The sequence below is a fragment of the Streptomyces sp. NPDC096079 genome, assembly GCF_040303145.1.
Classification (GTDB): Bacteria; Actinomycetota; Actinomycetes; order Streptomycetales; family Streptomycetaceae; genus Streptomyces.
On the sequence record NZ_JBEOST010000004.1, the window covers coordinates 313,584 to 326,589 of the forward strand.

At 74.6% G+C, this 13,006-nt stretch carries 12 protein-coding genes; 4 read left to right on the forward strand and 8 right to left on the reverse strand.

Annotated elements, in window-relative coordinates; all coding sequences use genetic code 11:
• Positions 1-39 precede the first annotated feature (39 nt).
• Complete coding sequence (locus ABTY59_RS11740; protein ID WP_352018738.1) at positions 40-561, forward strand: hypothetical protein; 522 nt, start codon at positions 40-42, stop codon at positions 559-561.
• 66 nt (positions 562-627) lie between these two features.
• On the opposite strand, the gene ABTY59_RS11745 is transcribed toward ABTY59_RS11740, so the two are convergent.
• The 3 genes from ABTY59_RS11745 to ABTY59_RS11755 all read right to left on the reverse strand — a co-directional run bounded on the left by ABTY59_RS11745 (position 628) and on the right by ABTY59_RS11755 (position 3,578).
• Positions 628-1,911 (reverse strand): HRDC domain-containing protein, encoded by a 1,284-nt coding sequence (locus ABTY59_RS11745; protein WP_352018739.1) that lies wholly within the window; start codon positions 1,909-1,911, stop codon positions 628-630.
• An 80-nt stretch (positions 1,912-1,991) separates the two neighbouring features.
• Complete coding sequence (locus ABTY59_RS11750) at positions 1,992-2,657, reverse strand: response regulator transcription factor (protein ID WP_015037008.1); 666 nt, start codon at positions 2,655-2,657, stop codon at positions 1,992-1,994.
• A 228-nt stretch (positions 2,658-2,885) separates the two neighbouring features.
• Positions 2,886-3,578, reverse strand: a complete 693-nt coding sequence (locus tag ABTY59_RS11755) for a DUF3000 domain-containing protein (protein WP_352018740.1) — start codon at positions 3,576-3,578, stop codon at positions 2,886-2,888.
• Positions 3,579-3,669: 91 nt separating this feature from the next.
• On the opposite strand from ABTY59_RS11755, the gene hemE reads away from it, so the two are divergent.
• Positions 3,670-4,746 carry a uroporphyrinogen decarboxylase gene (gene hemE, locus ABTY59_RS11760; RefSeq protein ID WP_352018741.1) on the forward strand — a complete coding sequence of 359 codons (1,077 nt, stop codon included), beginning with the start codon at positions 3,670-3,672 and terminating at the stop codon, positions 4,744-4,746.
• Positions 4,747-4,777: 31 nt separating this feature from the next.
• On the opposite strand, the gene ABTY59_RS11765 is transcribed toward hemE, so the two are convergent.
• Together ABTY59_RS11765 and ABTY59_RS11770 are read right to left on the reverse strand one after the other, a co-directional pair.
• Positions 4,778-6,151, reverse strand: coding sequence for an FAD-dependent oxidoreductase (locus tag ABTY59_RS11765; protein WP_352018742.1), 1,374 nt, complete (start codon positions 6,149-6,151; stop codon positions 4,778-4,780).
• A 9-nt stretch (positions 6,152-6,160) separates the two neighbouring features.
• On the reverse strand, positions 6,161-7,204 hold the full coding sequence (locus tag ABTY59_RS11770; protein WP_352018743.1) for a DUF4349 domain-containing protein: 1,044 nt from the start codon (positions 7,202-7,204) through the stop codon (positions 6,161-6,163).
• Positions 7,205-7,343: 139 nt separating this feature from the next.
• Here ABTY59_RS11770 and hemG point away from each other — a divergent pair, with 139 nt between their 5' ends.
• Together hemG and hemQ are read left to right on the forward strand one after the other, a co-directional pair.
• A complete protein-coding gene (gene hemG / locus ABTY59_RS11775) occupies positions 7,344-8,831 on the forward strand; it encodes a protoporphyrinogen oxidase (RefSeq protein ID WP_352018744.1) in 1,488 nt (495 codons plus the stop codon).
• Between the two features lie 17 nt (positions 8,832-8,848).
• Positions 8,849-9,562: a hydrogen peroxide-dependent heme synthase gene (gene hemQ / locus ABTY59_RS11780; RefSeq protein ID WP_041663021.1), complete on the forward strand. Its 714-nt coding sequence runs from the start codon at positions 8,849-8,851 to the stop codon at positions 9,560-9,562.
• A gap of 171 nt (positions 9,563-9,733) precedes the next feature.
• Here the strand turns inward: hemQ and ABTY59_RS11785 are convergent, their stop codons facing one another.
• The 3 genes from ABTY59_RS11785 to ABTY59_RS11795 are packed head-to-tail and all read right to left on the reverse strand — an operon-like array spanning position 9,734 to position 12,948.
• Complete coding sequence (locus tag ABTY59_RS11785) at positions 9,734-10,459, reverse strand: TIGR04222 domain-containing membrane protein (RefSeq protein ID WP_352018745.1); 726 nt, start codon at positions 10,457-10,459, stop codon at positions 9,734-9,736.
• 48 nt (positions 10,460-10,507) lie between these two features.
• Positions 10,508-11,551: a TIGR04222 domain-containing membrane protein gene (locus tag ABTY59_RS11790; RefSeq protein ID WP_352018746.1), complete on the reverse strand. Its 1,044-nt coding sequence runs from the start codon at positions 11,549-11,551 to the stop codon at positions 10,508-10,510.
• Positions 11,552-11,553: 2 nt separating this feature from the next.
• Positions 11,554-12,948, reverse strand: a complete 1,395-nt coding sequence (locus ABTY59_RS11795) for an MbnB/TglH/ChrH family RiPP precursor modification enzyme (protein ID WP_352018747.1) — start codon at positions 12,946-12,948, stop codon at positions 11,554-11,556.
• Between the last annotated feature and the right edge of the window lie 58 nt (positions 12,949-13,006).

Consider the following 13,006-nt stretch of genomic DNA (forward strand, 5'->3'; position numbering starts at 1 on the left):
CCGTCACCGTCCCTCACCTGCTCCCGAAAGGCCCACACCGTGACCACCGAAAGCACCAGCCGACGTTCCCTGCTCGCCGCCGCCCTCGCCGTCCCCGCCGCCGCGGCCGGCGGCACCCTGCTCGGTGCCGCGCCCGCCGCGGCCGTCGGGCCGAGCGACGGCCTGCCGACCGGGATCGAGATCGTCGTGCCGTGGACCGGCTTCACCTCGCTGGGCCGCCCGGGCCTGGAAGCCCTGAACGGCAACGCGCCGCAGGCCCGCGTCGTGCGGATCGCGGGCACCGACTTCCTCCAGATGCGCGGCGGCGTCCGCTGCGCGAAGGACAACGAGTTCGAGGGCGGCAGCGCCGCCGAGGACCTCGATCTGGTCGGCGTCCTTCCGGCCGAGCTGCGGCCCGCCACGACGTACGTCCGCGGGGTCGCCCCGCGCAACAGCAGCGGCGGCTTCAGCACCTGCCGGATCGAGGTCACCACGACGGGCAAGGTCTACGTGTACGGCGCGACCTCCGGCAACAAGATCTCCTGGATCCAGCTCGACAGCCTCTCCGCGATCTGGCGCTAGGAACGACGGAGGGCCCGCATTTCCGGTGAGCCGGAGTGCGGGCCCCGTGGGCCGTGCCGGGAGCGGTCAGGCCTGGGCGGCCAGCGCCTTCACCAGGAGCGGGGTCACCAGCTCCACCTGCCACGGACGCGCGCCGTGGCCGGTGAGGGCCGCCGCGACCGCGTCCGGGGTGCCCGGGGCCGGCGGTTCCCAGCAGACCCGGCGCACCGTGTCCGGGGTGATCAGGTTCTCCTGCGGCAGGTTCAGCTCCTCCGCGAGCGCCGAGACCGCCGCGCGCGCCGCCGAGAGGCGGGCCGCCGCGACCGGGTCCTTGTCCGCCCAGGCGCGCGGCGGGGGCGGGCCGGCGACCTGCTGGCCCGGCTGGGGCAGCTCGCTCTCGGGGAGGGCCCGGGCCCGGTCGATCGCGGCCTGCCACTGCTCCAGCTGGCGGCGGTTCATGCGGTTGCCGAAACCGGGCAGCGTGAGGAGCGCGGCGGCGTTCACCGGCACCGCGAGCGCCGCCTCGACGATCGCCGCGTCGCTCAGCACCTTGCCGGGGGAGACGTCACGCCGCTGGGCGACCTTGTCGCGGGCCGTCCACAGCTCCCGTACGACCGCCATCTGACGGCGGCGGCGCACCTTGTGCATGCCGGAGGTCCGGCGCCAGGGGTCCTTGCGCGGCGGTGCGGGCGGGGCCGAGGCGATCGCGTCGAACTCCTGGTGGGCCCATTCCAGCTTCCCCTGCCGGTCGAGCTCCTTCTCCAGGGCGTCCCGCAGGTCGACGAGCAGCTCGACGTCCAGGGCCGCGTACCGGAGCCAGGGCTCGGGCAGCGGGCGGGTCGACCAGTCGACGGCCGAGTGGCCCTTCTCCAGGGCGTAGCCGAGGACGGACTCGACCATCGCGCCGAGGCCGACCCGGGGGAAGCCGGCGAGGCGTCCGGCGAGCTCGGTGTCGAAGAGCGAGGTGGGGCGCATGCCTATGTCGCGCAGGCAGGGGAGGTCCTGGGTCGCGGCGTGCAGGATCCACTCGGTGCCGGCGAGGGCGTCGCCGAGCCCCGAGAGGTCGGGGCAGCCGACGGGGTCGACGAGCGCGGTGCCCGCGCCCTCGCGGCGGAGCTGGACGAGGTAGGCGCGCTGGCCGTAGCGGTAGCCGGAGGCGCGCTCGGCGTCCACGGCCACGGGACCGCTTCCGGCGGCGAACGCGGCGATCACCTCGGCGAGGGCGTCCTCGGTCTCGACGACGGGCGGAATCCCCTCGCGGGGCTCCAGCAACGGGATCGGAAGCCCATTCGCAGGGACATCGTCGTCCGGGGGGCCGCCCCCGGTGGTGCGCAGTGCTGTGTCTGCGGCGGTCTCTTGGGCGTCGGTCACGTGTCAAGGGTATCGGTGAACGGCAAGCGCCTGTCGACGGAACGTTCCGTCGACAGGCGCGGGCCCGTGTCCACCGGCCGTCAGTGGATGATCCCCGTCCGCAGGGCCACGGCGACCATGCCGGCGCGGTCCCCGGTGCCCAGCTTGCGGGCGATGCGGGCGAGGTGGCTCTTGACGGTCAGGGCGGAGAGGCCCATGGAGACGCCGATCGCCTTGTTCGACTGGCCTTCCGCGACGAGCCGCAGCACCTCGACCTCACGGCCGGAGAGCTCGCGGTAGCCGCCCGGGTGGCTCGGGGCACCCGGGGGGCGGCGGTGGCCGAGGCGGGCCGCCGCGGCGCCGATGGGGGCGGCGCCGGGACGGGTGGGGTGACCGATGTTGGTCCGGGTGCCGGTGACGACATAGCCCTTCACGCCGCCCGCCAGGGCGTTGCGTACGGCGCCGATGTCATCGGCGGCCGAGAGGGCGAGGCCGTTGGGCCAGCCCGCGGCGCGGGTCTCGGACAGCAGGGTCAGGCCGCTGCCGTCGGGCAGGTGGACGTCGGCAACGCAGATGTCGCGCGGGTTGCCGACGCGGGGACGGGCCTCCGCGATGGACGACGCCTCGATCACGTCGCGCACTCCGAGGGCCCACAGGTGGCGGGTGACGGTGGAGCGGACGCGTGGGTCGGCCACGACGACCATGGCCGTCGGCTTGTTCGGGCGGTAGGCGACCAGGCTTGCGGGCTGCTCGAGGAGAACGGACACCAGGCCTCCTGGGGGGAAGGGTGCGGGACGGAGCCGGCTCGGGGAAGAAGCCGGGGGCGAACCCGTGCTGTGAAGGGGTCACTGACTCCTTCGGCAGCTGGGCCGCCCGCCTTTAGGGAAAGATCACGATTTGGTGAGTAACAATTAGGGCAATTCGGATACGTGATCGATCATCCTACGAGCGGGCCCCGGCCCGTCACCCCCACGAGGGACCCCCGGAGAGGCGTTCTACGCCCCCTGCGGCCCCCGCCGCTGGGGCAGCGAGACGACCCCCGCGCCCGTCACCGTCCCCGCCCCCGGATCCGCCGGCGCCGGTGGCAGCCCCGCGATCTGACAGAGCAGGTCGCACCAGGCCGCCAGGTGCGCCCCCGTGTCCGGCACCCCGCCCAGGCCCTCGTGCGGGGTCCAGGACGCCCGGATCTCGATCTGCGTCGCCGGCCTGCGGTCCGCGAGCCCGCCGAAATAGTGCGAGCCCGCCATCGTCACGGTCCCGCTCGCCTCCCCGTACGCGAGCCCCCGCGCCTCCATCGCCCCGGTCAGCCAGGACCAGCACACCTCGGGCAGCAGCGGATCCGCCGCCATCTCCGGCTCCAGCTCCGCCCGGACCAGGGTCACCAGCCGGAACGTGCCCTTCCAGGCCTCGTGCCCGTCGGGATCGTGCAGCAGCACGAGACGCCCGTCCGCCAGGTCCTCCTCGCCCTCCACGACGGCCGCCTCGACCGCGTACGCGTACGGGGCGAGCCGCTGCGGCGGCCTGGTCGGGTCGATCTCGATCTCGGGCCGCAGCCGCGCCGACCGCAAGGCCTCCACCGCCCGCCGGAACGCGGGCGGAACCCGGTTGGCCTCCTTACTGTCCGCCGTTTCGTCCGTCCCTCGATCGCCGTCGGAATGATCGGAAAAATGTCCCTGAGCCGCAGCCATGCGGGGAAGAGTAGGCGGAACGGGCCCTCCGTGCAGGGAGGGACACCCGGCCCGGACGAGCGGCTTCCCGCCACATGCGAAGATTCTGGGCGTGAGTGCCAACGACAGCCCCACGGGCCAGCAGACGAAGCAGCAGTCGCGGACGCACGACTCCGCGTTCCTCAAGGCGTGCCGACGCGAGCCGGTGCCGCACACCCCCGTCTGGTTCATGCGGCAGGCCGGGCGCTCGCTCCCCGAGTACCTGAAGGTCCGCGAGGGCATCCCCATGCTCGAATCGTGCATGCGGCCCGAGCTGGTCACCGAGATCACGCTGCAGCCGGTCCGGCGCCACAAGGTCGACGCCGCCATCTACTTCAGCGACATCGTCGTCCCGCTCAAGGCCATCGGCCTCGACCTCGACATCAAGCCCGGCGTCGGCCCGGTCGTCGCCGACCCGATCCGCTCCCGCGCCGACCTGGCCCGGCTGCGCGACCTGACCCCCGAGGACGTCCACTACGTCACCGAGGCCATCGGGATGCTCACCGAGGAGCTGGGCGACACCCCGCTCATCGGCTTCGCCGGCGCTCCCTTCACCCTCGCGAGCTACCTCGTCGAGGGCGGCCCGTCGCGCAGCCACGAGCACACCAAGGCGCTCATGTACGGCGACCCGCAGCTCTGGGCCGACCTGCTCGACCGCCTCGCCGAGATCACCTCGGCCTTCCTCAAGGTGCAGATCGAGGCCGGCGCCTCCGCCGTGCAGCTCTTCGACTCCTGGGTCGGCGCCCTCGCCCCGGCGGACTACCGCCGCTCGGTGATGCCCGCCTCCGTCAAGGTCTTCGACGCGGTCGCCGGCTACGGCGTCCCGCGCATCCACTTCGGCGTCGGCACCGGCGAGCTCCTCGGTCTCATGGGCGAGGCCGGCGCGGACGTCGTCGGCGTCGACTGGCGCGTCCCGCTCGACGAGGCCGCCCGCCGCGTCGGCCCCGGCAAGGCGCTCCAGGGCAACCTGGACCCCGCCGTGCTCTTCGCCTCCACCGACGTCGTCGAGGCCAAGACCGACGAGGTCCTCGCCGCCGCGAAGGACCTGGAGGGCCACGTCTTCAACCTGGGCCACGGCGTCATGCCCGCGATGGACCCGGACGCCCTGACCCGTCTCGTCGAGTACGTCCACACGCGGACGGCCGTCTGACGCCGCGGGCCCGGCGGTCCGGGCGGCGGGATCAGCCCGCCGCCCGGACCGCCGCCACCGCCTTGCGCGCCGCGACGAGCACCGGGTCCCACACCGGCGAGAACGGCGGCGCGTACCCCAGGTCCAGCGCCGTCATCGCCTCCACGGTCATTCCGGCCGTGAGCGCCACCGCGGCGATGTCCACCCGCTTCGCCGCGCCCTCCCGGCCCACGATCTGCACCCCGAGCAGCCGTCCCGTGCGCCGCTCGGCCAGCATCTTCACCGTCATCGGCGCGGCTCCCGGGTAGTAGCCCGCACGGCTCGTCGACTCGACCGTCACCGCCGTGAACCGCAGCCCCACCTCGTGGGCGTCCTTCTCCCGCAGGCCCGTCCGCGCGATCTCCAGGTCGCACACCTTGGACACCGCCGTGCCCACCACGCCCGGGAAGGTCGCGTACCCGCCGCCCGCGTTCGCCCCGATGACCTGGCCGTGCTTGTTCGCGTGCGTGCCGAGCGGGACGTGCCGCTGTCGGCCCGAGACCAGGTCAAGGACCTCCACGCAGTCACCGCCGGCCCAGATGTTCCCGTGGCCCCGGACCCGCATCGCGAGGTCGGTGAGCAGACCCCCGTACTCGCCGAGCGGCAGCCCCGCCGCCCGCGCGAGCGAGGTCTCCGGCACCACGCCCGTGCCGAGGACCACCACGTCCGCCGGGTACTCGTCCGTGTCCGTCGCCACCGCCCGCACCCGCCCGTCCGGGCCGGTCAGGATCTTCGTCACCGGTGCCGAGACGACCGTCCTGATGCCGAGACCGTCCATCGCCCGGTGCACCAGGCGTCCCATGTCCGGGTCGAGGGTCGCCATCGGCTGCTCGCCCCGGGTCAGGACCGTCACCTCGTAGCCCCGGTTCAGCAGGGCCTCCGCCATCTCCACCCCGATGTACCCGGCGCCGACGACGACGGCCCGCCGCCCCGGGGTCTCGGACAGCGAGTCGAGCAGCGCCTGGCCGTCGTCGAGGGTCTGCACCCCGTGCACCCCCGCCGCGTCGATCCCCGGCATGGGCGGGCGCAGCGGCCGGGCCCCGGTCGCGATCACCAGCTTGTCGAAGCCCGTCCACGCCTCCGTCCCCGTCTCCAGGTCCCGCGCGCGGACCCGCTGCCCCGGGACGTCGATCTCCGTGACCTCGGTCCGGGTCCGCAGGTCGATGTCACGGGCCCGGTGCTCCTCGGGGGAGCGCGCGATCAGCTCCCCGCGCGTGGCGACGTCGCCGCCGACCCAGTACGGGATGCCGCAGGCCGAGTACGAGGAGAAGTGCCCGCGTTCGAAGGCGACGATCTCCAGCTCCCCGGGACCCTTCAGCCTGCGCGCCTGCGACGCGGCGGACATGCCCGCCGCGTCGCCACCGATGACCACCAGTCGTTCGCTCATGGGACGACGCTACTTCTCGGGCGTCTCCCGGGGACGCGGGGGCGCCGGGGACCCGGCCGCCGGACCGGCCCCGGAAGCCCCAGGGGCCGGCGTCCCGGGCGGCACCGCGGCTCCCGCCGCGTTCCGCGGGGTGTCCTGCAGCCCCGGGACGGGAACCGCCGGCCGGGTGCGGGCCGCGAGCCGCGGACGGACGAGACGGCGCCACAGGACGAAGCCGACCAGGGCCACCGCGAGCCACGGGGCCAGCGCGGTCAGCACGATCCCGACCCAGGCCGCCGCGCCCACCAGCGCGTTCCAGCCGCCGCTCAGGGCGTCCCCGAAGCCGGGCCGTCCCTCCTCCCGCTCCTCGGGCGAGGCCTTCTCGGGCTCGGTGAGCCGGAGGGTGATCGTCGCCATCGTCGTGCGGTCCTTCAGCGAGGCCTGCTGGGCGAGCAGCGACTCCAGGTCCGCCTGGCGGCGGCTCAGCTCGCCCTCCAGGGTCACCACGTCCGACAGCTTCTCCGCCCGCTGCATCAGCGCCCGCACCCGCGCCACGCTCGCCCGCTGGGTCGCGATCCGGCTGTCCACGTCCACCACCTGGTCGGTGACGTCCTTCGCGTCGGCCCTGCGGTCGAGCAGCTTCCCCGCACCCGCGAGCTCGGTGAGGACGGAGTCGTACCGCTCCTGCGGGACGCGCAGCACGATCTGCGAGGTGAGCGACGTGGAGTCGACGCGCTCCGTCGACTCGTTCTCCACGTGCCCGCCCGCGTCCACCGCCACGCGCCGCGCCGCGGCCAGCGCCTTCGCCGCGTCCTTCACCTCGACGGAGAGTTCGGCGGTACGGATGACGTGCTGCCGCGCGGGCGCCTTCGCCGCCGGCGTCCCTGCGGCCCCCGAGCCGCTGCCGTCGGCCGCTCCCTCGGCCGCCGCGTCCCGGGCCCCGTCGGCGGGCTTCGCCGCCACGCCCCCCTTGCCGTCCGAGGCCGTGTCCGACGCGCCCGCGCCGCAGCCGGTCAGGACCAGTGCGGCCGTCAGCAGGACCGCGGCCGTCGTTCTCGTTCTCGTAGCCCGCACGGGATCCCCCCAGGGATGGTGGTGAGTGATGCCCCTTGGACGTACGGGCCGCCCGGACGGGTTGCCCTCCGGCGGTAGCGATGCGGTCACGGTCCGGCCTCGGAACGGGAGCGGGCGGGGCATTTGAGAGAGTGGTGCCATGAACGCGGACATCACGGGACACCACGCCGGGCCTCACGCCGTCGTCGTCGGAGGCGGGATCGCCGGACTCGCGGCCGCCCACCGGCTGGCCCTCGCCGGCCACCGGGTGACCCTCCTCGAAGGGGACGGCCGGCTCGGCGGCAAGCTCCTCGCCGGCGAGATCGCGGGCGCGCCCGTCGACCTCGGCGCGGAGTCGCTGCTCGCCCGCCGCCCCGAGGCCGTCACCCTCGCCCGGACCGTCGGCCTCGGCGACCGGCTCCAGGCCCCCGCGACGACCACCGCGTCCGTCTGGTCCCGGGGCGAGCTCGTCCCCATGCCCAAGGGACACGTCATGGGCGTCCCCGGCGACCCCGCCGCCGTCGCGGGCCTGCTCTCCGCGGAGGGCGTGCACCGCATCGGCACGGACCTGGAGCTGCCGCCCACCGAGATCGGCGAGGACATCGCCATCGGCGCGTACGTCGCCGCCCGCATGGGCCACGAGGTCGTCGACCGGCTCGTCGAACCCCTCCTCGGCGGGGTGTACGCCGGTGACGCCCACCGCATCTCGATGAAGGCCGCCGTCCCCGCCCTCTTCGAGGCCGCCCGCGTCCACCCCACGCTCACCGCCGCCGTCCACGCCGTCCAGCGCGCCGGCGCCGCCACCCCCGCCGACGCGGCGGGCGCCGCCACCGGCCTCGGCGGCTCCGCCTTCCTCGGCGTCCGGGGCGGCATCGGCACCCTCCCGGGCGCCGTCGCCGACGCGATCCGCGCCGCCGGCGGCGAGATCCTCACCGGAACGCCGGTGACCGCCCTGGTCCGCACCGGAGCCACCGGCTGGCAGGTCGTCACCCCGCACCGGACGTTCGACGCCGACGCCGTCGTCCTCGCCACCCCCGCCCCCGCCGCCGCCGGACTCCTCGGCGGCCACGCCCCGCAGGCCGCCGCCGTGCTCGACGGGATCGACTACGCCTCCATGGCGCTGATCACCCTCGCCTTCCGCCGCTCCGACGTGCCCGCCCTCGCCGGATCGGGCTTCCTCGTGCCGCCCGTCGACGGCCACACCATCAAGGCCTCCACGTTCTCCGGCCAGAAGTGGCAGTGGGTCTCCGACGCCGCCCCCGACCTGTTCGTGCTGCGGACCTCCGTCGGCCGTCACGGCGAGGAGGAGCAGGTCCACCGCGAGGACTCCGACCTGGTCGCCGCCTCCCTCAAGGACCTCGCAGCCGCCACCGGCCTCACCGCGCACCCGGTGGCGAGCGCCGTCACCCGCTGGATGGGCGGACTGCCCCAGTACCCGGTCGGCCACCTCGCCCGCGTCGCCCGCGCCCGCGCGGCCGTCGCCGCACTCCCCGGACTGCGGCTCGCGGGCGCCGCCTACGACGGCGTCGGCATCCCCGCCTGCGTCGCCTCGGCCCACCGCGCCGCCGACGAGATCATCGGGGAGTTCGCCGACGAGATCATCGCCACGTCGAAAAGGACCGACCCCGGTGCGGGGCACTCCCTGTGACGGGCGAGAATAGGCGTATGAGTGCGCCCGAAAAGATCCCGAACGCCGGTAAGAAGGCGAAGGACCTCAACGAGGTCATCCGCTACACCCTGTGGTCCGTCTTCAAGCTGCGCGACGTTCTCCCCGAGGACCGCGGCGGCTACGCCGACGAGGTCCAGGAGCTGTTCGACCAGCTCGCGGCCAAGGACATCACGATCCGCGGCACGTACGACCTGTCCGGTCTGCGCGCCGACGCCGACGTCATGATCTGGTGGCACGCCGAGACGAGCGACGAGCTCCAGGAGGCGTACAACCTCTTCCGCCGTACGAAGCTGGGCCGCGCCCTGGAGCCGGTCTGGTCGAACATGGCGCTGCACCGCCCCGCCGAGTTCAACAAGTCGCACATCCCGGCCTTCCTGGCCGACGAGAACCCGCGCGACTACGTCTCGGTGTACCCCTTCGTGCGCTCCTACGACTGGTACCTGCTGCCGGACGAGGACCGTCGCCGCATGCTCGCCGACCACGGCAAGATGGCCCGCGGCTACCCCGACGTCCGCGCCAACACGGTCGCCTCCTTCTCCCTCGGCGACTACGAGTGGCTCCTCGCCTTCGAGGCCGACGAGCTGCACCGCATCGTCGACCTCATGCGCCACCTGCGCGCCTCCGAGGCGCGGATGCACGTCCGCGAGGAGGTCCCGTTCTACACCGGCCGCCGCAAGAGCGTCGCCGACCTGGTGGCGGGCCTGGCCTGACGGCCCCGCAGAACCTGGTGGCGCGCCCGGCTTCCGGCCGGGCGCGCCATCCCTTGACCCGGAAGATCAGACGGCGGGCGGCTCCTTTGCCCGCCGCTCCAGCGACACCGGGTCCGGCTCCGGGTGCGGCGCGCTCCACGCGCGCCGCACCGGCGTCATTTCCGGGGTCCTTCAGGCCCTGAGGGCCGCGCGGAGTTCCGGTTCGAGCACGGCGGGACCGCGCGTCGCGAGCGCGGTGAGCGGATCGGCCGGCGAAAGCCCGGAGAGCAGCCGCTGCCCGGCCGGCGACGCCCAGCGGGTGTACGGGTACCTCTCGACCCCTCCGATCAGCAGGCAGAGCCCCGATCCGACGAGCGGCAGCGCGAATCCGGCCAGGACCGGCGCCCGTTCGCCCGCCGGCACCAGGAGCGCCGCGACCGTCCCGAGCAGCAGCGTCAGCAGGAACCCCGCCCGTACGGCCCGCACGCCGGCCGCCAGCTCCCGGCGGCCCTCCTCGGACACGGCGAGGCCCCGCTCGACGAGACCGTCCGCGAGCAGCCGTACGGACGCGGCGGCGGCGACCACCGGACGGACGGCCGGGATCGGCGACTGCCCGCCCGGCCCGATCGCACCGAGCACCGCGCGCTCGATCGCGTCCCCGTCGCCCGTGGCGTCCACGACGGTGGCCCAGCCGGTGCGGGCGAGCAGCAGCCGCCGCGCCCGGTGCATCGACACCAGGGTCAGATCGGTGACCCGCAGCGGCCCGCCGGCGAGGTAGGCCGCCTCACGGACGGTGAGCCCGTCCGTACCTCCGGGCGCCGCGTCGGGCCGGGCGGCGGCGAGCGCGGCACGACAGACCCGCGCGCAGCCGACACCGGCCACCGTGAACGCCACGAGGAGGAGCGGAATCCAGACCATGTCCCGGTTGTACGTCGGGACGCGGCGGCCCGCCACCCGAATAGCCGATCAGCTGCTGGAGCTGGAGCACGAACTGGAGCTGGAACTCGAACACGAACTGCTGGAACTGGAGCAGGAACTGCCGCTGGAGCACGAGGAGCCCGACGAGCAGGACGAGCCCGAGGAACAGGACGAGCCCGAGGAACAGGACCCGGACGAGCACGAGCTGCCCCCGCCCGAGCAGGAAGTCCCGCCGCCCGCGCCGCAGGAGCTGTTCGTCGCGCACCACTCGGCCACTCCGAGGACGGCCGCGTCCGAGGAGGAGAAGTGCGACGGCGAGGAGGGCCGCCTGCCGCGCTGGTTCCGCCGGGGCGGCGCGGACAGACGGGCGGCGGTGACGAGCTGCTCACGGAGCACCGGGTCCGCCACGGCCCGCAGCCCGTGCAGCGCCACGAGAAGCCCGGCGTCCGGGAGTTGCCCGTGGGCCCTCCCGTACGCGAGGACCGCGCGCCGCCCCGACGAGGTGACCTGCCGGGCGTTGACCGCCCCGCAGACGATGCCGGAGATCAGCGCGGTGAACAGGAGCGGCACCATCTTGAAGACGAACGGCAGCCGGAACTCCATGTCGGAGGAGAAGTCGATCACCGTGAGGACGATCGAGACCGGGAAGAGCGCGAAGGCCGTCACGACGAGGGCAGCGCACCAGCGGGCCGTGACCCGCCGGGTCTCCGGGGACACCACGAGGCCGCGCGCCGCGAGCGCGTCGCCGATCTCCTGGACCGCCGGATGGCGCATCACGGCGAGCCGCAGGTGGTGCAGCGCCCCGTGCGGGGCGGCGGCGAGCTCCTGGAGGACGGCGCGCTCCACGGGGTCGTGCGCGGTGGGACGGACGACCGCGACGATGCCGGGGCCGCCGATCGCGAGCCTGCCGTCGGCCTGGAGCGAGGCGATCGCGGTGTCCACGACACGGGCGGGCCCGCCGTTGAGGAACGCGGCCTCGTACCGGTCGTGGACCGGGCCGCCGGTACCCCCGCGGGTCCGGACGACCCGGGCGACGACCAGGGCGATGCCGACGACGCCCGCGAGGTGGATGAGGATCAGCAGCAGGTCCATGGTCATCTCCGTACCAGGGCGTGACGGGCGGCCCGGACGAGCCGGGTGGCGCGGCCGGGCGGGCGGCTGCCGGAACGGTCCTGCCACCACTCCGTGAGCAGCCGCCGGGCCGCCGGGTCCTCCGGACGTCCGGCGAGCAGCAGGTGCTCGACGAAGTCGAGGGCGTCCCGGCGGTAGCCGCCGGTCATGGGGCGGGACCGGGCGTACGCCAGGAACGCGGGCCGGAATCCCCGGCCGAGGATCTCCGGCAGCTCCGGCGCGACCTTCGCGACGACCCCGGCGCGCTTGGCGGCGAGGGCGCGGCTCTGCACCCCGATCCGCCGGGTGTCGAAGCCCTCGGGCACGGGGGTGCCGGCGACGAGAGCGGAGAGGAGGGAGGCCTGGGTGACGGCGAGGCGCTGGCGCGCGCCGTCCCGCGGTGCGGGGGCCTCGGTGACGGGCGCCGCGCCGGGCATGGGGCCTCCCGAGACCCGGGCGCCGGCGCCGATCAGCAGCGAGGCCGCCCGGGGTGCGGGTATCAAGGGCCGGGTGCCGTGCGCGTGGGCCGTGCCCACCGCCCGTTCCGCCCCGGCGGCACGCGTGCCCACGGTGGCCCGGATGACCTCCAGCTCCCGTGCCAGCTCCTCCTCGGGCGGGAAGTCGTCGTCCCGCTCCAGCAGCACCCCCGGCGGGGACACCCGGGTCGTGAGGTCCGACAGGACGTCGAGGACCGCGCGCGGCACCGGGTGGGCGTGGGTGTCGTGCCAGACGCCGTCCCGCTCGACCCCGCCCGCCACGTGCACGTACGCGATCGCCTCGACCGGCAGCTCCGCCAGGGCCCGCGCGGGGTCCTCGCCCCGGTTGACGTGGTTGGTGTGCAGGTTGGCGACGTCGATCAGGAGCCGTACCCCCGTGCGCTCCACCAGCTCCGCCAGGAACTGCCCCTCCGTCATCTCCTCGCCCGGCCAGGAGATCAGGGCCGCGATGTTCTCCAGGGCGAGCGGCACGGGCAGCGCGTCCTGCGCGATCCGCACGTTCTCGCAGAGCACGTCGAGCGCGTCCCGGGTCCGCGGGACCGGCAGCAGATGCCCCGCTTCCAGCAGCGGGGTGGCGGTGAGCGGACCCCCGGCCCGTACGAACGCGATGTGCTCCGTCACCAGCGGCGCCCCCAGCGCCACCGCCTTCTCCCCGAGCGCCGCGAGCCGCGCCGGGTCCGGCCGGTCCGCGCCGCCCAGCCCGAGCGAGACGCCGTGCGGGACGACCGTCACACCGCGCTCGCGCAGCCGGGTCAGTGAGTCGGGCAGATGGTCCGCGCAGATGTTCTCCGCGACGACCTCCACCCAGTCGAGACCGGGCAGCGCCTCCACCGCCTCAGCGATCTCGGGACGCCAGCCGATGCCGATGCCGAGTTCCGTCATGTCCCCCTCCTTCGGTCCTCAGTCCCTCACCTGATGGCCCAGGCGGGAACGTTCGAAC

Coding starts and splice junctions, on each gene's coding strand:
- ABTY59_RS11755 (WP_352018740.1), bottom strand. CDS start 3,578: ATGGCTGCGGCTCAGGGACATTTTTCCGATCATTCCGACGGCGATCGA.
- ABTY59_RS11765 (WP_352018742.1), bottom strand. CDS start 6,151: ATGAGCGAACGACTGGTGGTCATCGGTGGCGACGCGGCGGGCATGTCC.
- hemG (WP_352018744.1), top strand. CDS start 7,344: ATGAACGCGGACATCACGGGACACCACGCCGGGCCTCACGCCGTCGTC.
- hemQ (WP_041663021.1), top strand. CDS start 8,849: ATGAGTGCGCCCGAAAAGATCCCGAACGCCGGTAAGAAGGCGAAGGAC.
- ABTY59_RS11785 (WP_352018745.1), bottom strand. CDS start 10,459: ATGGTCTGGATTCCGCTCCTCCTCGTGGCGTTCACGGTGGCCGGTGTC.
- ABTY59_RS11790 (WP_352018746.1), bottom strand. CDS start 11,551: ATGGACCTGCTGCTGATCCTCATCCACCTCGCGGGCGTCGTCGGCATC.
- ABTY59_RS11795 (WP_352018747.1), bottom strand. CDS start 12,948: ATGACGGAACTCGGCATCGGCATCGGCTGGCGTCCCGAGATCGCTGAG.